Below are 18579 nucleotides of genomic sequence, written 5' to 3'. Positions count from 1 at the left end.
AGATGGACAGAGCGGCCAGAGGGGCGGGGCCTTCGCCGAAAGCAGAGGGCAAATCGTTTCCGGGGAAACTCCCTAACGGCTACACAGCGGTGTTTCTTTCACCGCATGCGAAAGGGCGGGAACCGGACCCCGGCACCCGCCCCCTCACCACACGTCAGAGCGCCTCCGCCGGAGTGTCCAGCACCGTCCGGTCCCGCGACGCCACCAGGTCGAACTGCGGACCCGTGCGCGGCAGCTCGTGCCGGAAGAAGTACGCCGCCGCGGCCCGCTTGCCCGCGTAGAACGCCTCGCCCGCCGCGTCCTCCTTCCCGTGCGCCGCCACCAGCTGCTCCAGCCACATCCACGCCACCACCACGTGCCCGACCGCCTCCAGGTACGGGGTCGCGTTGGCCAGAGCCTCCGCCGGGTCGCCGTTCGCCCAGGCCGCCGCGGTGGTCTGCACCATCCGCTCCAGAGCCGTGTCCAGCAGGTCCGCGAACTCCGCCTCCGCCCCGCCCAGCCCACGCGCCCGCGCCGAGGTGGCCCGCGCCGTCTCCACCAGCAGCCCCAGCCCGGCCCCGCCGCCCTGCACCGCCTTGCGCCCCAGCAGGTCCAGCGCCTGGATCCCGTGCGTTCCCTCGTGGATCGCGTTGAGCCGGTTGTCCCGGTAGTGCTGCTCCACGTCGTACTCGCGCGTGTACCCGTACCCGCCGTGCACCTGGATCGCCAGGCTGTTGGCCTCCAGGCACCACTGCGAGGGCCAGCTCTTCACAATGGGGGTGAGCACGTCCAGCAGGGCGTCGGCCCGCTCGCGCGCCGCCGCGTCGTCGTTGTCGACGGTCTCGTCGACCAGCCGGGCGCAGTACAGGACCAGGGCCAGCGCCCCCTCCACGTAGCTCTTCTGCGCCAGCAGCATCCGCCGCACGTCCGTGTGCTCGATGATCGGCACCGGCGGCCGCGACGGGTCCTTGTCGCCGAGCGGGCGCCCCTGGAGGCGTTCGCGCGCGTACGCCAGCGACTTCAGGTACCCGGTGTAGCCGACGGCGGTGGCACCCGCGCCCACCCCGATCCGGGCGCCGTTCATCATGTGGAACATGTACCGCAGCCCCTGGTGCGGCTCGCCCACCAGGTATCCGACCGCGCCCGGCTCCCCGCCCGGGGTGTGCCGACCCTCACCGAAGTTGAGCAGCGCGTTGACGGTGCCGCGGTAGCCCATCTTGTGGTTGAGGCCCGCGGGCACGACGTCGTTGCGCTCACCGATCGACCCGTCCGGGTCCACCAGGTACTTGGGCACGATGAACAGCGAGATGCCCTTGACCCCGGGCGGCCCGCCGGGGATCTTGGCGAGCACCAGGTGGACGATGTTCTCGGTGAGCTCGTGGTCGCCCGCCGAGATCCACATCTTGTTGCCGAACAGCCGGTAGGTGCCGTCCCCGGCGTCCTGGGCGCGGGTGGTGATGTCGGCCAGGGAGCTGCCGGCCTGCGGCTCGGACAGGCACATGGTGCCGGTGAACCGGCCCTCCACCATGGGCCGCACATACGTGTCGACCTGCTCGGGGGTGCCGTGGGCGAGCAGCAGACGGGCGTTGCCGACGGTGAGGAACGGGTAGGCGGAGGAGCCCAGGTTGGCGGCCTGGAACCAGGCGCTGCACGCGCTGGCCACCACGTGGGGGAGCTGGCCGCCGCCGACGGAGGCGGGCAGGCCGAGCGCGTTGAGGCCGGTCTCGGCCAGGACCTCCAGGGCCTTCTTGACCTCGGGGATGACGTGGACGCGTTCGCCGTCGAAGTGCGGCTCGTTGGCGTCGTTGGCCTTGTTGTGCGGGGCGAAGTGGTCGGTGGCGACGCGTTCGGCCAGTTCGAGGGCGCCGTCGAGGGTCTCGCGGGAGTGGTCGGCGTAGTGGGGGCGCCGGGTGAGGGCCTCGGCGTCGAGCCATTCGTAGAGCAGGAATCGCAGGTCGCGCGCGGACAGCAGGGTGGACGCCACGGGGTCGCCTCCTCGGAGTGATTGACCGACTGGTCGGTATGGTACCCGTCCGGGGAGCCGAACGCGTGACCGGGGTCACCGGGGATCCGGAGAGTTCTAGGCTGGGCGTGCACATCCGACCGCCCTCGCCAAGGAGCGCCGTGTCCACTCCCGTCGCCGACCCGTCCCGCACCGTCCTGCTGCTCAACGGGCCCAACCTCAACCTGCTCGGCACCCGCGACCCCGCCCAGTACGGCACCACCACCCTCGCCGAGGTCGAGGCCCGGGTGGCCGAACTCGGCAAGGAGCTGGGCGTGGAGGTGGTCTGCGCGCAGAGCAACGGCGAGGGGGAGCTGGTCGACCGGCTGCACGCCGCCCGCGGCTGGGCCGGCGTGGTGATGAACCCGGGCGCGTACGCCCACTACAGCATCGCGCTGCGCGACGCCGTGGACGCCATCGAGGCGCCCGTGGTGGAGGTGCACATCTCCAACGTGTACGCCCGCGAGGAGTTCCGGCACACCTCGGTCACCGCCCCGGTGGTCGCCGGGTACATCGCCGGGTGCGGGGTGCTCGGCTACGAGCTGGGGCTGCGCGCGGTCCTGGGGCGGGCGGCCGAACGCGGCACCCTGGGCTGAGGCCCGGCCCGCGCCCGCGCTCACCCCCGCGTATCCGCGTATCCGCGCATCCGCGCGCCCGAGGGTACCGACCGGTCGGTTTTCCCCGGGCGCACGGATGCGCGGACCACCACGCCTCAGCGGAAGGTCATCAGCCCCACCCCGCCCTGCTCCAGGTGCGCGTGGTCGTTGAACGACAGCAGCCGGGTGCCGCCGCGCCCGTGCATCACCTTGGTGACCGACCCGTTCACCACGATCCGGTTCAGCTCCAGGAATCCGTGCGCGGGGGCCCGCAGCAGCGCCGCGCACACCGTCGCGATCACCCCCGCCGACGTGAACACCAGCGCCGTCTCTCCCCGGCCCACCCCGGCGACCGCGTCGTCCAGCGCGGCCCGCACCCCGCCGCGGAACGCCTCCCAGCTGCCCGGGCCGGTGCCCCCGGCGGCGATCCACGCCGACAGCCCGGCGTCCAACCGCTCCTGGAGGGTGCCCTCGGCGATGGGGTGCCGGGTCAGCAGTTCCAGGTGCTCGTACTCGTTCCAGCGTTCGTCGACCACCGGCTCGGCGTCGATCCCGGCCTCGGCCAGGGCGGCCGCCGCGGTCTGGCGCTGCCTGCGCAGCGACCCCGACAGCACGGGGCCCGGGCGCAGGTCGCGGCGCTTGAGCTCGGCGCCCAGCAGTCGCGCCTGTTCGTATCCGGTGGGACTCAACTCGTCGTAGTCCTCCGCCTCCGGCGATGCCTTGCCGTGGCGGATGAGGTAGATGCTCGGCATCGCCCCAGAGTACGAGTGGGCCTCCGGACACCCGCCGCCCGCCCCCGGCGGTCCGCCCACCCGGGGCCTCCCACCCGGTGCCGCCCGCCCTCGGTACCCGCTCCGCTGCCCGGACGGCGGCCCACCCCGGCGCCCGCGGGAATCCGCCCCCTCCGTACCGTGGGTCGGGTGCTCACCTCCTTGCTCCTGCTCCTGGCCCTGGGCTGCCTGAGCGGCCTCACCACGGTCGCCTTCGGCTTCGGCGGCGGGTTCGTCACCGTGCCGGTCGTCTACGCCTTCACCCTGGCCCGGGGCGAGCCGGGCACGGACGCCATGGCGGTGGCCGTGGCGACCTCCACGGCCGTCATGATCGTCAACTCCGCGGTCGCCACCCGCGCCCAGTACCGGGCCGGGCGGCTGCGCCGCGAACACCTGTGGCCGCTGGCCGCCTACATCGGCCTGGGCGGCGCCGCCGGGGCGTGGGCCGCCACCCTGGCCGGGGGCGGGGTGCAGCACGTGCTGTTCGTCGCCTACCTGGTGGTGGCCATCGCAGACAGCCTGCTGCGCAAGGGGTTCCTGGACCGCCCCACCGGCGAGGCGCCGCGCCCCCTGGGCCCCGGGGCCACCCCGGCGGTCGGGGCGGGGATCGGCGCGGTGACCGGGTTCCTGGGGGTGGGCGGCAGCGTCATGACCGTCCCGCTGCTGCGCCGCCGGGGGCTGCCCATGCTGGAGGCCACCGCCATGGCCAACCCGCTCAGCCTGCCGGTCGCCCTGGCCGGGACCGCGGTCTACGCGCTGCTGGGCACCGGCGGGGCGGGGGCGGGCCAGGGGTACGCCGGGTCGGTCGACCTGGTCGCCGCGGGGCTGCTGCTGGCCGGTTCGCTGCCCGCCATCGCGGTGGCCCGCCGCCATGTGGCGCGGGTCCCGGACCGGGTGCACGCCGTCGCGTTCGTGGTCCTGCTGGTGCTGGCCCTGGTGGCGGTGCTGCTGGTCTGAGCCGGCGGCCCGGCCCTTCGCCTGAGCCGCCTCAGTCCTCCACCACGTCCAGCACCTCGAACCCGAACCCGGCCGCCCGCAGCCGTTCGATGAGCGCGTTGCCCATGGCCGTCGCCGGGGTCACCTGACCGCGGGTCGCGGGCAGGTCGTCGTGCAGCAGGCACAGCGCCGACTCCGCGAGCATGACCGACGTCCCGGCGTACCCGGGCTCGGGCCCCGACACCCGCGTGTACACGCGGCGCCCGCCGCCCCGGCCCGCGAAGTGCACCGTGAACCAGCCCTCCGCCAACTGCTCGGGGGTGGGCCCCTCGCCGGGGGCGCGCAGCGCCAGCAGCCGCTCGCGCAGCGCGGGCACCTGCGCCGCCGCCAGTAGCCCGCCCGCCCCCGCGACCGCCGCGGCCGCGCTGGTCGGCCGCAGGAACGCCGCGTAGTGGCCGTACGTGAAGTCCGGCCCGTACCGCTCCGAGGCGGCGGCCGAACGCACCACCACCTGCGGGTCCAGGGAGGGAATCGGCAGCGTCCACCCGCGGGCCAGCCGGGTGCGCGGCACGCCCCGCCGGTCCACGCGCACCCGCCGCCCGGCGGGCGGCTCCTCGTGCAGGCGCCGCTCCCGGGCCGCGGCCAGGGTCCGGCCGGGTTCGGCGAACGCGCCCAGCAGCGAGTGGAGCGTTCCGCCGGACGGGGTGCCCTTGGCCCGCACGAACCCCTCGACGTGCAGCGGCACCCCCTCGGGCAGCCGCTGCACGGTGAACCACGCGCCCAGGTCGTGCGGGACCGAGTCGAACCCGCAGGCGTGCACGATCCGCGCCCCGCTCGCCACGGCGGCGGCCTGGTGCTCCACGTACATGCGGTCCACGAACTCCGGCTCACCGCACAGGTCCAGGTAGTCGGTGCCCTCGGCGGCGCAGGCCGCGACCAGCGGCGCGCCGTGGACGGAGTAGGGTCCCACGGTGGAGATGACGGCCCGCGCCGACGCGGCCAGGGCGCGCACGGACTCCGCGTCGTCGACGTCGGCGACCAGCAGGTCGGGCAGCGGGGTGCCGGGGGACTGCGCGGCCAGGCGCTCGCGCAGCGCGGCGAGCTTGTCCCGGTTGCGGCCGGCCAGCGCCCACCGGGTTCCGGCGGGCAGGTGCGCGGCCAGGTATTCGGCGGTCAGCCCGCCGGTGTAGCCGGTCGCGCCGAACAGGACGAGGTCGTGATCGCGTTCCACCGTGACTCCCCGGGATCGGTCGGTTGCGCCGCCCAGTCTGGCAGCGGAGCCTCGGATCCCGCCCACCGACCCACCCGAACCCGCGCCGCCCGGTTGAGGAGGGTGTCGCCCGCGGGCGGCCGGGGCCCGGCTCGTGCTCACCGACTCGCGCAGGCTTCGGCAGGTGTCGTCCGCGGGCGGCCGGGGCCGGGACACGGCGGCTTGTCCACGGCGGCTAAGCCCTGCCGGAGACGGGTGCGGGTGTGCCGGCCCGCCCGGGCTCAGGCGCCCCTGTTGAGCCACCAGACGGCGGCGTTGAGCGCGGTCGCGAACGCCACCCACGCCCAGTACGGCACCAGCAGCAGGGCGGCCGCGCGCGAGGTGCGGGAGAAGACCGCGATCGTCGCGGTGATCAGCGCCAGGAGCAGCACGATGTCCACCAGGGCGGTGCCGCGCAGCCCGGCGGCGAAGAACAGCGGCGTCCACAGGGCGTTGAGCACGAGCTGCCCGGCGAAGAGCGCCAGGGCGGTGCCGCGCAGGCCCCCGCGCCGCCACACCAGCCAGCCCGACACCGCGATGGCGGCGTACAGCACCGTCCACACCGGGCCGAACACCGAGGAGGGCGGCGCCCAGTCGGGCCGGGTCAGGCGCGCGTACTCGCCCGCCGTGTCGGGGCTGGCCAGGACCCCGATCAGGGCGCTGCCGAAGGCCGCGGCCAGCAGGACCGCCAGTGCGGCGGCCTGGGCCGGGACCGAGCGCCCCGGATGCGCGTCGTGGTGTGCGGTGGCCCCCATGGTCGTCCCCCGTGCTCCGTCGCGTGCCGGTGGCGGGGTCCCGTCACCGGAAGTCCTAACGGGAAAGTATCTTGGTTTTCGTGATAAATCCACGAGGTGCGGTGCACCTCCCCGAAACGACCCCCCTCCCCGGCACCGGGACGGGGGCGCGCCGGTGAGCGCCCGTCCCGGTACCGCCCGCCGCCGGGTGCTCATCGCGATCGCGGTCGTCCTCGCCCTCCTGGCCGCGGCGGTCGGCGGGTTCGCCGCCTGGGGCCTGAACGCGTACCGCGCCGAGCCCGAGCCCCTGGGGGAGGCCTTCTCCCTGCGCGGCGTGCACATCGAGATCGCCGACGACGCCGTCGTCCTGACCCCCGCCGACGGCGGGGACGGGACCGGAGTGGTGTTCTACCCCGGCGCCCGGGTGGAGGCCGAGGCCTACGCCGCGCCCTGGGCGCCGATCGCCGACGCCGCCGGGGTCACCGTGGTCATCCCCCGGATGCCCCTCAACTTCGCGGTCCTGGCCCCGGACCGCGCCGACGCCGCCGCGGCCGCCCACGGCGAGGGCGTGGACCGCTGGTACCTGGGCGGGCACTCCCTGGGCGGGGCCATGGCCGCCGCCCACGCCGGCGGCGACCCGGACCTGACACTGGCCGGGCTGGTGCTGTGGGGCGCCTACGCCACCGAGGGCGCCGACCTGGCCGAACGCGACGACCTGCGGGTGCTGTCGGTCTCCGGCAGCCGGGACGCCCTGTCCGACCCGGCGACGGTCACCGCCAACCGCCCCCACCTGCCCGCGAACGCGGAGCTGGTGGAGATCGACGGCATGAACCACGCCCAGTTCGGCGCCTACGGCCCGCAGTCGGGGGACGGGACCGCCCGGATCACGGACGCGGACGCCCACCGCGCCCTGGCCGAGACCATGACCGCGTTCCTCGCGGAGGACTGAGCGGGGGCCGGGAATCCGCGGGGATCCGGTGTTGTCCGGCCCGTCCCCTGGACTGCGGCCGCTGCCGCGCTAGCGTGGCCACAGGCGGCGAGCCGACAACGCGAGGAGGGGCATGGTCTTCCGGTATGCGAGTGAGGTGCCCGCACCACGGGACGAGGTGTTCGACTGGCACGGACGGCCGGGGGCGTTCGCGCGCCTGAGCCCGCCCTGGCAGCCGGTCCGGCTCACCGCCGAGGCCGACTCCCTGCGCGACGGGGTGGCGGTGCTGACCTTCCCGGGCGGGGTCCGCTGGACCGCCGCCCACCTGCCCGAACGCTACGACCCGCCCCGCCGCTTCGCCGACCGGCTGGTCGGCCCGCCGCTGTCGGCGGTGCTGTCGTGGACGCACGCCCACGACTTCGAGGAGACCGAGGACGGCGGCACCCGGGTCGTCGACCGGGTCGCCACCTCGGTGCCCGAGGCCGCGCTGCGGCCGATGTTCGCCTACCGGCACGCCCAGCTCGCCGACGACCTGGCCGCCCTGGACCGCTCCCGCGCCTGGTCGGACCGGGAGGTGACCGTCGCCGTCACCGGGTCGGGCGGGCTGGTGGGCCGCAACCTGTGCGCGCTGCTCACCACCTCCGGGCACCGGGTGGTCCGGCTGGTGCGCCGCGACCCGCAGGGCGCCGACGAACGCCGCTGGGACCCCGACGCCCCCGCCCCCGACCTGCTCGACGGGGTGGACGCCCTGGTGCACCTGGCGGGGGAGCCCCTGCTGGGCCGCTTCACCGACAAGCACAAGGACGCTCTGCGCGCCAGCCGCGTCGGACCCACCCGGGCGCTGGCCGAACTCGCCGCGGCCCGGGCCGGGGAGGGCGGCCTGCGCGCGTTCGTCACGGCCTCGGCGATCGGCTACTACGGGCCCGAGCGCGGCGACGAGGTGCTCACCGAGGACAGCCCGCGCGGCACCGGATTCCTGGCCGACCTGGTCGCCGACTGGGAGGCGGCCGCCGCCCCGGCCGCCGCCGCGGGGGTGCGGTGCGTGCAGGTGCGCACCGGCATCGTGCAGACCCCGGCGGGCGGGGTGCTGGGGCTCCAGTACCCGCTGTTCGCGGCGGGGCTGGGCGGCCGGCTCGGCCACGGGCGGCAGTGGCTGTCGTGGATCGGCGCCGACGACCTGTCCGACATCTACCTGCGCGCGATCCTCGACGAGGACCTGGCGGGCCCGGTCAACGGGGTGACCCCCTACCCGGTGCGCGGCGCCGACCACGCGCGGCTGCTCGCCCGCACCCTGCGCCGCCCGGCGCTGCTCCCGGTCCCGGGCTGGGCGCCGTCGGTCCTGCTGGGCCGGGAGGGCGCGGACGAGGTGGCGCTGGCGGACCAGCGGGTGGTGCCCACCCGCCTGGTGGCGGCGGGGCACCGGTTCCGGTACCCGTACTTGGACGGGGCGCTGGCCCACCTGTTCGGCCGCACCGGCCCGGTCTGACCGGGACCTGCCCAGGCCCCGGCCCGCCGCTCACACCTTGCCGGAGGCCAGCGTGTCCCGGGTGTCCGCCAGGCCGATCTCGACGCTGTCGATCCGGTCCAGGGGCAGCGCCGTGGAGGCGCCCAGCCCCGAGGGCGACCCGGACTCGCTCCACGACCATGTGGCCGCGGTCGACCGCGCGCCCTCGTCGTCCACCAGGACGAGCGTGTACACGATGTCGTCGGTCCCGCCGGTGGCCGGGTAGTCGCAGGTCCAGTCGAACCGGGTCCCCCAGGCCGTGGGGGTGACGGTGACCGACGCCCACAGCTCGACCTCGCCCACCGGGCGCAGCTCCACGGTCTGCGGGGTCTGCGGAACCTGTGGTGCCTGAGGGGCCTGCGGGTCCCGAGGTCCCTGCGGTTCCTGTGCGACCGGCGGGGCGGGCTCCGGCGCCGTCCGCCCCATGACCCAGCCGCCCGCCCCCGCCACCAGGAGCGCACCGGCCGCCACCGACGCCAGCAGCGCCCGCCCACGGGTCCGGCGCCGCCGGGCCGCCGCGGCCACCGACGCCAACGGGACGGCCTCCGGCGCACGGGGCGCGGCCGGGTCGTCCGCCGCGCCCAGGGCCAGGGCCTCCTCCACAGGGACCGCGCCCAGCAGCCCGGGCAGGCCGGCCAGCTCCGTGACGGCCGCCCGGCAGGAGTCGCAGAGGAGCAGGTGCTCCTCGAACTCGCGGCGCTCCCGCGGGTTCAGCGCGCCCAGGACGTACGCGCCGTCCCATTCGCGGTACGGGTCGCCCCCGCCCGCCACCGGGGAGGTCATGGTGAGACTCCTTTCTCCTGGAGGGCCAGGCGCATGGCGCGCAGGGCGTAGTGCAGGCGGGACTTGACCGTCCCCGCCGGGATCCGCAGCTCGGCGGCCAGCTCCTCCACCGACCGGCCGCGGTAGTACGCGCCCACGACCACGGCCCGGTGCTCGGCGGACAGCGCGGACAGGGCGTCCGCGACCAGCCACGCGTCCAGCACCGCCTGGCTGCGGTCGGCCTGCGGGTTCTCCGGCGGCCGGTCGGTGGAGAACTCGCGGCCGTGCCGGGCGCTGCGCATCTCGTCGACCACCAGGTTGCGGGCGACCGTGTACAGCCAGGCGCGCACGGCGCCCTCCTCCCTGGCCATGACGTCGGGGCGGCGCCAGGCGCGCAGCAGGGTCTCCTGGACGACGTCCTGGGCCAGGGGGACGTCGCCGGTCAGCCGCAGCACGTACCGGTGCAGCCTGTCGGCGTGCGCCGCGTGCAGCGCGGTGAGCAGGTCGTCCGAGGGTCCGGCGCGGCCGCCGGGCGGGTCCGTGGCCACGTTACGGATTCTGCACGAGATCGAGGAGGAACTCGACCTCCCCGGCCTCCTCCACGGACACGAAGCCCAGGTCGGGGGCCTGGACGCCGAAGTCGGCGAAGGTGACGGGGACGCTCCCGGCGACCCGTGCGCCGGTGTCGGTGAGGCCGACCTGCGCGTCCAGGGTCACCGCCTGCGTGACCCCGTGGACGGTGAGGTCGCCGACCAGCGCCACGGACTCGGTGCCGGGCTCCACGGCCACCGGTTCGGTGAGGACGAACGTGGAGGTGGGGTGCTCGCCGGTGTTCAGGGCGGTGCCGCGGAAGTACTCGTCGCGGGCGCCGCTGTCGGTGGCGACCGTGGTCATGTCCACGGTGATCTCAGCGGCGGTGACCGTCCCGTCCGCGACGGAGACGGTTCCGGTCACGTCCGGGGTGCGGCCGGTGACGGTGACGTCCCGGCCCTGGAGCACCTCGTCCACCCGGTACCCGGCGTAGGACTCGCCCTCGGCGACGGTCCAGTCGCCGTTGAACCCGGCCACGTCGGTCACGTCGCTCACACCGGGGGAGTCGACGGTGGGCGCCGCGTCCGCCCGGTCCGCGTTCAGGTCGGCGTACAGGCCGGGGCCGAACACCAGGGCCGCCCCGCCCAGTACGACGGCGGCCGTGCCCGCCCCGATCGCGATCTTCGTTCCGGTTCGCATGGTCCCCCTCGGGTCCGTGGATCACCGGCCGTCCGCACCCGGTGCGTCCGACCCCTTACCCGGGGAAACGGGGCCGGGGGGCTTCCGGTTCAACGCGGGGGGACATGAGGGGATATGAACGGTGTCACTCGGCGGCGGCCGCCTCCAGGCCGTCGGGCTCCCCGGCCGCGCCGGGCTCGTGGCGCAGCAGGTCGCCGGGCTGGCAGTCCAGGGCCTCGCAGAGGGCGTCCAGGGTCGTGAACCGCACGGCCTTGGCCCGGCCGTTCTTGAGGACGGCGAGGTTGGCGGGGGTGATGCCGACGCGCTCGGCCAGCTCGCCCACGGACATCTTGCGCCGGGCCAGCATCACGTCGATGTCGACGACGATCGGCATCACACGACCTCTTTCGGTTCCGCCTGCGTCCGGGTGGCCCGGGCGCTGCCGACGATACCGAACGCCGTACCGGAAAGGACGCGGGACACAGGCGCGGCCGGGTCTTCCATGAGCTCCCCCTCAATCGAGCAACGATAAAAAACTATCGAAAGTCGATATATCAGGCAAGGGGTGCCATGCTGCCGGCCGTCGGCCGCGCCCGGCGCCGGGTCCCGCTCGGGGGCGGCCCGTGCCCGGGGTCAGTCCGTGTCCGCGGCGGGCTCCTCCAGGAGGAAGGCGGCGGCGCGCTCGCCGATCATGAAGGTCGGACCCGCGGTGTTGGCCGCCGGGGTGAACGGCATGACCGACGCGTCCGCGACGCGCAGCCCCGCCACACCGCGCACCCGCAGGCGCGGATCGACCACGGCCAGGGCGTCGGCGCCCATGCGCGCGGTGCCCACCTGGTGGTGTCCGGCGTCGGCCGCCGCGTGCACGTACTCCCGCAGGTCGGCCCCGCCCGGGTGCACCTCCGCGGCCACGTGCGCCGCCAGTTCCGGGCGCCGCCCCAGCTCGCGCAGCATCGCCACTTCTTCCATGAGTGCCTCCACGTCCCTGGGGTCGGACAGCAGCCCCGGGTCGATCCGCGGCGGGTCGGCGGGGTCGGCCGAGCGCAGCCGCACCGTCCCGGTGCTGTACGGGTGCAGCACGGCCGCGACCGTCGTGAACCCCGAGTCGGGCAGCCCCTCCTGGAGGGTCGAGTAGACGTAGGGGATGACCATGGTCTGCCGGTCCGGGACGATCATCGCGTTCTCCGACCCCTCGTGGACGAGCTGCGCCTCCACGCCGATCACCGGCGCCTCGGGTGTCGGCCCGGAGCGCTCCCAGACCACCGGGACGACCGCGTGGTCGCGCAGGTTCTCGCCGACACCGGGCAGGTCGACGACCCGGGTGATGCCGTGTTCGTGCAGGTGGGCGGCGGGGCCCACGCCCGAGAGCAGGAGGATCTGCGGGGTGCCGAACACCCCGGCGGCCAGGACCACTTCGCGCCGGGCCCGCACCGTGTGGACCTCTCCGTCCCGGCCGCGGTACTCCACGCCGACGGCTCGGCCGTCCTCGATGAGCACACGGGTCACGTGCGCCTCGGTGACCACGGTCAGCAGAGGCGAGCCCAGGACCGGCGCCACGTAGGCCCGCCAGGCCGTGACCCGCGCGCCGTCCACCAGGGTGGCCTGGGTGATGCTCGCGCCCAGGCTCTCCCCGTCGTTGTAGTCGTCGTTGACCGGGTGCCCGGCCCCCGCGGCCGCCGCGACGAACGCCGCCGCGGCGGGGTCGGGGTCGGGGTTGCGCCGGACGGGGAGCGGGCCGCCGGTCCCGCGCTCGGGGCCGGGTTCGGGGCCGAAGTCCTCCAACCGGCGGAAGTACGGCTCCACGTCCTTCCAGGCCCAGCCGACGGCCCCGGCGGCCTCCCAGGCGTCGAAGTCGGCGGCCGCTCCGCGGACGTAGACCATGCCGTTGATCGCGCTGGTCCCGCCCAGGGTCCGGCCGCGCGGCAGGTACAGGACACGGTCGCCCAGGTGCTGCTGCGGTTCGGTGAGCAGCCCCCAGTCGACCTCCGTGCCGAACAGGGCGAACGTGGCACGCGGGTCGTCGATCTCGGGCCGGGCGTCGGTGGGCCCCGCCTCCAGGACGGTCACCCGGTGGCCGGCGTCGATCAGCCGCCGGATCACCGGGGAACCGCCCGGGCCGGTGCCCACCACGATGTAGTCGGCACCCGTGTCGGTGCCGGTGCGCTCGGGGGCGTTCTCGTGCTGCATGGTCTCTTCCCAGTGGCCGGGGCGCCGCCGGGGAACCGTGCGGCGCCGGGAATGTACCCGCTTCCGAGCGTTCGGCTCGCAGAACAAGGGACTTTCTCCGGCGCCGCGGCGGAATGAACCCGTTCCACGGGTGGTTGGGCTCACTGCATCAAGTCGTTTGTGAAAACAATGATTTGTACAGCAAACTTCTTGAGATGGGGGACGACCCCCGGGCCCCGGTTCTTGTTCCGCGGCCCCGGGATGCCCTCTGAGCACGGCGAACGACCTCTTCGACGATGGGATGGACCCGCATGGAACTCGGCATCGGCGCCTTCGGCGACGCCAGCACCGACCCGAACACCGGGCACCGGATCTCCGAGGCCCAGGCCATCCGGAACCTGGTCGAGGCGATCACCCTCGCCGACCAGGTCGGCCTGGACTGGTTCGGCCTGGGCGAGCACCACACACCCGAATTCCCCGGCTCGGCCGCCGCCCCCGTGCTGGCCGCCGCGGCCATGACCACGCGGCGCATCAAACTCTCCAGCGCGGTGACCGTCCTGGGCACCGACGACCCGGTCCGCGTCTACGAGCAGTTCTCCACCGTCGACGCCATCTCGCGCGGGCGGGCCGAGATCATCGCCGGCCGGGGGTCCTCGGTGGAGTCGTTCCCGCTGTTCGGGTACTCCCTGGCCGACTACGACACGCTCTTCTCCGAAAAGCTCGACCTGCTGATGAGGATCAACGAGTCCGACCACGTGGTCTGGTCCGGGACCACCCGGTCCCCGCTGAACGGCGAGTACATCCCGCCGCGGGCGGAGCGGGGGCCGATCCCGCTCTGGCTGGGGGTGGGCGGCAACCCGCGTTCGATCCTGCGGGCGGCCCGGCTGGGGCTGCCGCTGGCCACCGGGTTCCTGGGCGGCAGCGCCTACCGCGGCGTTCCGCTGGCCGAGCTGTACCGGCGGGCCTCGGAGGAGGCGGGCACCCCGCCCGAGCGCCGGCTCGTCATGCTGGGCTCGCCCGGGTTCATCGCCCCCGACGGCGGGCGGGCCCGGGAGACCTGGTGGCCGCACTGGCACGACTTCATGATGACCGTGGGCGGCCAGCGCGGGTTCATCGCACCCTCGCGCGCCGCCTACGACCGGGACACCGCCCCGGGCGGGGCGCTCTTCGTCGGCGGGCCCGAGGAGATCGCCGAACGCATCATCGAGCTGCACGCGCACTGGGGGCACGTGCGCCAGTACATCCACGTGGACATGGGCGGGGTGCCGCAGAAGGACATTTTGCGCGCCATCGAACTGTTCGGCACCGAGGTCGGGCCGCTGGTCCAGGCCGAACTCGGAGCCGGCGGACTGGACCCGGTCCTGCGCCCGGCGGCCGCCGCCGCGTGAGGGGGACGCCGACGGGGCCCGCCCCCGGCCGTGAACCGGTCCTCGGGAGCGGGCCCCGCGTTCGGCTCGGGTGCGCTTCGGGTGCGCCCCGAGTTCGGCTCGGATCAGCCGAACATGCCGGGGCGGTAGCCGCCCGCGGGCTGCTGCGTGATGACGTTCAGCCGGTTGAACGCGTTGATGATGGACAGGGCCGCCACCAGCGCCGTCAGCTCCTCCTCCGTGAAGTGCTTGGCGGCGTTGTCCCACACCTCGTCGGGCACGCCCCCGGCGGCGTCCGCGATGCGGGTGCTGTGCTCGGCCAGCTCCAGGGCGGCCCGCTCGGCGTCGGTGAACACCGTCGCCTCGCGCCAGGCCGCCACCAGGTTCAGGCGGAGGGAGGTCTCGCCCGCGTGCGCGGCGTCCTTGGTGTGCATGTCGACGCAGTAGCCGCAGCCGTTGATCTGGCTGGCGCGCAGCACCGCCAGCTCCCGGGTGCTGTCGGGCAGTGACGTCTCTCCGGCGGCCTTGCCCGCCGCGATGAGGTGTTTGAGGACCTTGCCTGCGACCTGGTTGCCGAAGAGGTTCAGACGGGCTTCCATGGCGTGCTCCTTGTCGTCGCCCGTGGTGTGTCTGTCGTCCTCTAAGACAGGACGGGACCGCGATCTGTGACATCGCCGGGTGGGAAGCCCGTCGATCAGCGGGTGCGGGCGCGTTCGGCCATGGTGTTGAGCAGGGCGGCCGCGGTGGCGGCGTCGTCGACGGTGACGACGAACGACCGGCCGCCCGAGCGCTCCACCATCAGGGCCTCACCCCGGCGCAGGACCAGGCCGACGCGGCCGCCCCGGCGCAGGCGGCCAGGATCAGGGCCGAGGCCACCGCGGGCGGCAGGACCGACCGCGACCAGGCGGCGCGGTTGGACGGCCGGGGTGTGCGGCAGGGTCATTGCAACGCCTCCTTGAGGAGCGTGGTCGCGGCCTCGGGGCTGAGCCCGGCCTCGCGGACCGCCGCGACGAACGCGGCCAGGGTGGAACGGACGTGGTCGGAGTCGGGGGCGGGCGCCTTGACGATGACGGCGCCGCGCCCGCGCCGCAGTTCGAGCACGCCCTCCGTCTCCGGGCCGCGCGCCGCCCGACGGCGGGCCTCAGCGGCGGGCGCGCCGGTCCAGCCAGCCGGTGACCAGCTCCAGGACCCGGGCGCCCGCGGTGTCGTGCAGCAGCTCGTGGTAGCCGTCCGCCACCGGGTGGAACTCCTTGTCCTTGACCGGCAGGGCGTCCACGAACCGGCGGCTCTGCTCGGCGTCGGTCACGTTGTCGTCCGTCCCGTGCACCACCAGGCACGGGGTGCGCCAGTGCGCGATCCGGCGGCGGATCCCCGCGTTGACCTCCAGCGCGCTCGCCGCCGTCCGCATCGGCATCCGGCCCCGGAACAGGCGCGGGTCGAGCTCGGCCGCCGCCAGGTGCTTGGCGTCCCTGCTGATCCGCGCCGGGCCGTCCTGGGGCAGCGGCGCCGGGACCGCGGGCAGCAGCAGGCCCAGCAGGTTCAGCGCCCCCACCACCGGCCGCGGCGGGACCGGCACCAGCGCCGGGGCGGTCAGCACCGCACCGGCCACACCCTCCGGCTCGACGGTGACCGAACCCGCCGTCACCAGCCCGCCCAGGGAGTGCCCGAACAGCAGCACCGGCAGGCCCCGCTCGCGCATGCGGCGGCGGGTCAGCACGTGGTCGACCACCGCCCGGCGCACGTCCGGCGCCCCGGGGCGGCCGGGGGAGTCCCCGTGCCCCTCCATGTCCTGCGCCCACACCTCGAAGCCGAGCTCCACCAGGTGCGGGATGAGCCCGCCGTGCGCGGTCACGAACCGCTCGGAGTACTCGGTGTACCCGTGCTGGAGCTGGACCAGCGCCCGGGGCGGCCCGGCGGCCTCCCACACGTGGACGCCGTCGGGGACGGGGGTTCGCAGGGTCACGGGTACTCCTCGCGTCGTCTCGCCGGGGTGTGCGGTCCGGTCCCGATGATCGCAGAAACCGCGCCGGTGCGGGGATCCGTGCCGCTTCCGGCCGACCGGTCTCAGGGGGCGACGATGTCCAAGCCGGGAAAGTAGCTCGCGAAGTCTTTCCTGTTGCGCGTCAGCAGCCGATATCCGCGCACAGCCGCGTGTGCGCCGATGTAGAAGTCCGGCATGGGTGAAGTCTTGGCCCCTCCCCGCCTGCGGTATTCGGCGTGTGCGGCCGCCGCGAGTTCGGCCGCCTTCCACGGCAGGTCCTCACGGTCCACCAGGTCGTCGAGGGCGGCGCTCAACTGGTCGGGGTTCGCCAGGGACAGGGATACCTCGGCGTACACCAGCTGGTTGACGACCACGCGACCGGTGTCGGCGGCTTCCGTGAGTGCGGTCGCAGACCACCCGCCCCATAGGGGGTCCTCCTTGATGACGTCGATGAGGACACAGGAGTCGATCAGTGTGTCAGCCACGGATCAGCTCCAGGTACTCATCCGTGCTCATGTGGGCGTACTCGGATCGCTGCTCAAGGGCCTGTAGACGCCGCACCAGACGTGTCCCTCGGGTGCCCTGGTGGTCGGCGGGAGTGGTCCGGGCGTCTCGTTCCAGGAGCTCGCGGACGTAGGCTTGAAGGCTTTTGCCCTGGCCGGCGGCGTGGCTGCGGACTTTGTTGACGACTTCTTCCGGGACGTCTCTGATACTCACGTTCGTCATAAGAAGACGCTAGCACGCAATGCATGCAACGCATGCTGAACGGTGGGAATCATTGACGGATTCGTCGCCGGCCGGCCTCGGGGCCGCCGGGGAGCCGGCGCCCGGGGTTCACGGGAGCGGGTGGGCCAGGGCGGTGAGGTCGGCGTCCAGGAGGGGGCGCAGGAAGGCGCGCAGGCGGTCGGCGCGGTCGGCCGGGACGCCACGGGTGGCGGGTTCGATGTACATGATCAGGTGCAGGTACGTCCGGTACAGGGCCAGGCGGCGCAGCAGGTCCGGGGTGAACTCCAGGGTCGCGCCCGCGGCGCGGTACCCCTCCAGGAACGCGGTGTCCGCGCGGATGTCGCCGAACAGGGCGAGGGACACCAGGTCGGCGGCCGGGTCGCCCCAGAAGGCGCGTTCGGCGTCGATGACCCCGCTCAGGGCGGGAGCGCCGGGCGCTCCGTCCACGAGGATGTTGCCGTCCCACAGGTCGAAGTGCACGAGGGCGGGGGCGTCCACCTTCGCCAGCAGGCCGCGGTGGGCGCCGACCAGGCCGCGGACGCGGTCCGGGTCCCAGGGGAGCACGACCCCGGTGCGGTCGGCGTCGGCGAGCAGCGCCCCGACCATGGCCGTGAACGCGTCGGGCCAGGTGGCCGCCGCCAGGCCCGGGCGCTCCGGGTACCCGAACGCGGTGCCGGTGAGCGTGTGCAGCGGGGCCAGGGCCCCGCCCAGCGCGCGGCGCACGGCGGCCAGCCCGGTCGGGGACAGCCCCGCGCGCACCTCCTCCAGCGGGGTGCCCGGCAGCCGGGTGAGGAGCAGCCGGTACCGCTCCGGCTCCCCGGGCAGGGACTCCAGGTCCAGGGGCTCGGGGACGAGCGCGCCCAGGAGCGGCCGGGCCAGGTCGTAGAACCGCGCCTCGGTGTGCAGCAGCCGGTGCTCGTAGGACAGGCGCGGCTGCGCGGTCGGTGGTTCGGTCTTGAGGACGGTCTCGGTGCCGTCGGTGTGGGCGAGCAGGTGCACCGTGTTGTAGGTGCCGCCCGACAGCGGGGTGCGGCTGTGCACCGGCGCGGTCACGAGATGCCGTACTTGTCGGGGACGCCGTGCGGGGTCGGCTCGCCCGGGGAGGTCTCCAGGCCGAGGGCCTTCTCGACCCCCTCCAGGGCGGCGGCCAGCCGCGGGGCGTTGCGCCGGTACACCTGCGGGTGGGGCCGGCCGGAGAAGTCGGAGCGCAGCCAGACGTCGTGCCGCACCCCCACGGTGACCTCCAGGAACCACGGCGCCAGGTACACGGTGGCGTCCACCAGCCCGTGGGTGCGGCGCTCCTCGCCGGCGGCGTCGATCCAGGTGCCCGGCCCCGCCAGGGTGAGCGCCTGGGGTTCGGCGTCGGGGAGCCCCGCCGGGCGGCCCACAGGAACCAGTCCGGCCATGGCGGCGGCGGTGAACTCCGCGGCCGGGTCGATGTCCATGACCGAGGCGAACCCCGAGTACCCCTCGCCGGGGCGCAGCCAGGACACCCGCAGGGTGCGCGGGGTGCACAGCCCCTCGCCGGCCAGCACGTCGGCGGCGGTGTGCAGCCGGGTGCAGGCGTCGGTGAGGGTGAGGTCGTCGGTGCCGGAGGAGACCTCCCAGGACCAGGAGGCGATGGGCGCGGGCGCGGTGGGCAGCATCGGTGCTCTCGTGTCGGGCGGCGG

Annotated in this window: 22 protein-coding genes; 5 read left to right on the top strand and 17 right to left on the bottom strand. The window is 74.7% G+C overall.

The features are described from left to right. Positions 1-154: 154 nt before the first annotated feature. Positions 155-1963, bottom strand: a complete 1809-nt coding sequence (locus ACJOT3_RS19170; protein ID WP_406974226.1) for an acyl-CoA dehydrogenase — start codon at positions 1961-1963, stop codon at positions 155-157. 140 nt (positions 1964-2103) lie between these two features. Between ACJOT3_RS19170 and aroQ the strand changes: the two genes are divergently transcribed. Next, the gene (gene aroQ, locus ACJOT3_RS19165; RefSeq protein WP_406974225.1) at positions 2104-2577 is read left to right on the top strand and encodes a type II 3-dehydroquinate dehydratase; all 474 of its coding nucleotides are present in this window, start codon (positions 2104-2106) and stop codon (positions 2575-2577) included. Positions 2578-2693: 116 nt separating this feature from the next. Here the strand turns inward: aroQ and ACJOT3_RS19160 are convergent, their stop codons facing one another. Beyond that, positions 2694-3329: a histidine phosphatase family protein gene (locus tag ACJOT3_RS19160; RefSeq protein ID WP_406974224.1), complete on the bottom strand. Its 636-nt coding sequence runs from the start codon at positions 3327-3329 to the stop codon at positions 2694-2696. 168 nt (positions 3330-3497) lie between these two features. Here ACJOT3_RS19160 and ACJOT3_RS19155 point away from each other — a divergent pair, with 168 nt between their 5' ends. Beyond that, entirely contained in the window at positions 3498-4304 is an 807-nt protein-coding gene (locus ACJOT3_RS19155) for a sulfite exporter TauE/SafE family protein (RefSeq protein ID WP_406974223.1), read from the top strand. Between the two features lie 31 nt (positions 4305-4335). Here the strand turns inward: ACJOT3_RS19155 and ACJOT3_RS19150 are convergent, their stop codons facing one another. After that, complete coding sequence (locus ACJOT3_RS19150; RefSeq protein ID WP_406974222.1) at positions 4336-5514, bottom strand: saccharopine dehydrogenase family protein; 1179 nt, start codon at positions 5512-5514, stop codon at positions 4336-4338. Positions 5515-5774: 260 nt separating this feature from the next. Further along, a complete protein-coding gene (locus tag ACJOT3_RS19145) occupies positions 5775-6287 on the bottom strand; it encodes a TspO/MBR family protein (RefSeq protein WP_406974221.1) in 513 nt (170 codons plus the stop codon). A 154-nt stretch (positions 6288-6441) separates the two neighbouring features. Between ACJOT3_RS19145 and ACJOT3_RS19140 the strand changes: the two genes are divergently transcribed. Together ACJOT3_RS19140 and ACJOT3_RS19135 are read left to right on the top strand one after the other, a co-directional pair. After that, positions 6442-7215, top strand: a complete 774-nt coding sequence (locus ACJOT3_RS19140; protein ID WP_406974220.1) for an alpha/beta hydrolase — start codon at positions 6442-6444, stop codon at positions 7213-7215. Between the two features lie 112 nt (positions 7216-7327). Continuing rightward, positions 7328-8680, top strand: a complete 1353-nt coding sequence (locus tag ACJOT3_RS19135; protein WP_406974219.1) for a TIGR01777 family oxidoreductase — start codon at positions 7328-7330, stop codon at positions 8678-8680. A gap of 30 nt (positions 8681-8710) precedes the next feature. On the opposite strand, the gene ACJOT3_RS19130 is transcribed toward ACJOT3_RS19135, so the two are convergent. The 5 genes from ACJOT3_RS19130 to ACJOT3_RS19110 all read right to left on the bottom strand — a co-directional run bounded on the left by ACJOT3_RS19130 (position 8711) and on the right by ACJOT3_RS19110 (position 12856). Then, entirely contained in the window at positions 8711-9481 is a 771-nt protein-coding gene (locus tag ACJOT3_RS19130) for an anti-sigma factor family protein (RefSeq protein ID WP_406974218.1), read from the bottom strand. After that, complete coding sequence (locus tag ACJOT3_RS19125; protein ID WP_406974217.1) at positions 9478-10008, bottom strand: sigma-70 family RNA polymerase sigma factor; 531 nt, start codon at positions 10006-10008, stop codon at positions 9478-9480. Before ACJOT3_RS19125 ends, ACJOT3_RS19130 begins: the two co-directional genes overlap by 4 nt. 1 nt (position 10009) lies before the next feature. Then, positions 10010-10690, bottom strand: coding sequence for a YceI family protein (locus ACJOT3_RS19120; protein ID WP_406974216.1), 681 nt, complete (start codon positions 10688-10690; stop codon positions 10010-10012). Positions 10691-10814: 124 nt separating this feature from the next. Then, a complete protein-coding gene (locus ACJOT3_RS19115) occupies positions 10815-11063 on the bottom strand; it encodes a helix-turn-helix domain-containing protein (RefSeq protein WP_406974215.1) in 249 nt (82 codons plus the stop codon). A gap of 239 nt (positions 11064-11302) precedes the next feature. Further along, the gene (locus tag ACJOT3_RS19110; protein ID WP_406974214.1) at positions 11303-12856 is read right to left on the bottom strand and encodes a GMC family oxidoreductase; all 1554 of its coding nucleotides are present in this window, start codon (positions 12854-12856) and stop codon (positions 11303-11305) included. A 275-nt stretch (positions 12857-13131) separates the two neighbouring features. Here ACJOT3_RS19110 and ACJOT3_RS19105 point away from each other — a divergent pair, with 275 nt between their 5' ends. Then, positions 13132-14223: an LLM class flavin-dependent oxidoreductase gene (locus tag ACJOT3_RS19105; protein WP_406974213.1), complete on the top strand. Its 1092-nt coding sequence runs from the start codon at positions 13132-13134 to the stop codon at positions 14221-14223. A 104-nt stretch (positions 14224-14327) separates the two neighbouring features. Here ACJOT3_RS19105 and ACJOT3_RS19100 read toward each other — a convergent pair whose 3' ends face one another. From ACJOT3_RS19100 to ACJOT3_RS19065, 8 genes are all read right to left on the bottom strand, one after another. Beyond that, positions 14328-14801, bottom strand: coding sequence for a carboxymuconolactone decarboxylase family protein (locus ACJOT3_RS19100; protein WP_406974212.1), 474 nt, complete (start codon positions 14799-14801; stop codon positions 14328-14330). Between the two features lie 95 nt (positions 14802-14896). After that, positions 14897-15145: a hypothetical protein gene (locus ACJOT3_RS19095; protein WP_406974211.1), complete on the bottom strand. Its 249-nt coding sequence runs from the start codon at positions 15143-15145 to the stop codon at positions 14897-14899. Continuing rightward, positions 15142-15303, bottom strand: coding sequence for a hypothetical protein (locus ACJOT3_RS19090; protein ID WP_406974210.1), 162 nt, complete (start codon positions 15301-15303; stop codon positions 15142-15144). Before ACJOT3_RS19090 ends, ACJOT3_RS19095 begins: the two co-directional genes overlap by 4 nt. Before the next feature lie 40 nt (positions 15304-15343). After that, positions 15344-16165, bottom strand: coding sequence for an alpha/beta fold hydrolase (locus tag ACJOT3_RS19085; RefSeq protein ID WP_406974209.1), 822 nt, complete (start codon positions 16163-16165; stop codon positions 15344-15346). A 101-nt stretch (positions 16166-16266) separates the two neighbouring features. Next, positions 16267-16668: a type II toxin-antitoxin system VapC family toxin gene (locus tag ACJOT3_RS19080; RefSeq protein WP_406974208.1), complete on the bottom strand. Its 402-nt coding sequence runs from the start codon at positions 16666-16668 to the stop codon at positions 16267-16269. Further along, positions 16661-16900, bottom strand: coding sequence for a FitA-like ribbon-helix-helix domain-containing protein (locus ACJOT3_RS19075; RefSeq protein WP_406974207.1), 240 nt, complete (start codon positions 16898-16900; stop codon positions 16661-16663). The genes ACJOT3_RS19080 and ACJOT3_RS19075 overlap by 8 nt, the downstream gene beginning before the upstream one ends. 117 nt (positions 16901-17017) lie before the next feature. After that, complete coding sequence (locus ACJOT3_RS19070; protein ID WP_406974206.1) at positions 17018-17962, bottom strand: phosphotransferase family protein; 945 nt, start codon at positions 17960-17962, stop codon at positions 17018-17020. Continuing rightward, positions 17959-18579 (bottom strand): hypothetical protein (locus ACJOT3_RS19065; RefSeq protein ID WP_406974205.1); only part of this gene is annotated, 621 nt, incomplete at its 5' end. The genes ACJOT3_RS19065 and ACJOT3_RS19070, both read right to left, overlap by 4 nt.

It is taken from the genome of Nocardiopsis protaetiae (assembly GCF_045446735.1).
In the GTDB taxonomy this organism is placed as follows: domain Bacteria; phylum Actinomycetota; class Actinomycetes; order Streptosporangiales; family Streptosporangiaceae; genus Nocardiopsis; species Nocardiopsis protaetiae.
Note: the sequence above shows the minus strand (reverse complement) of the source record. Positions and strands in the feature narration are given on the sequence as shown.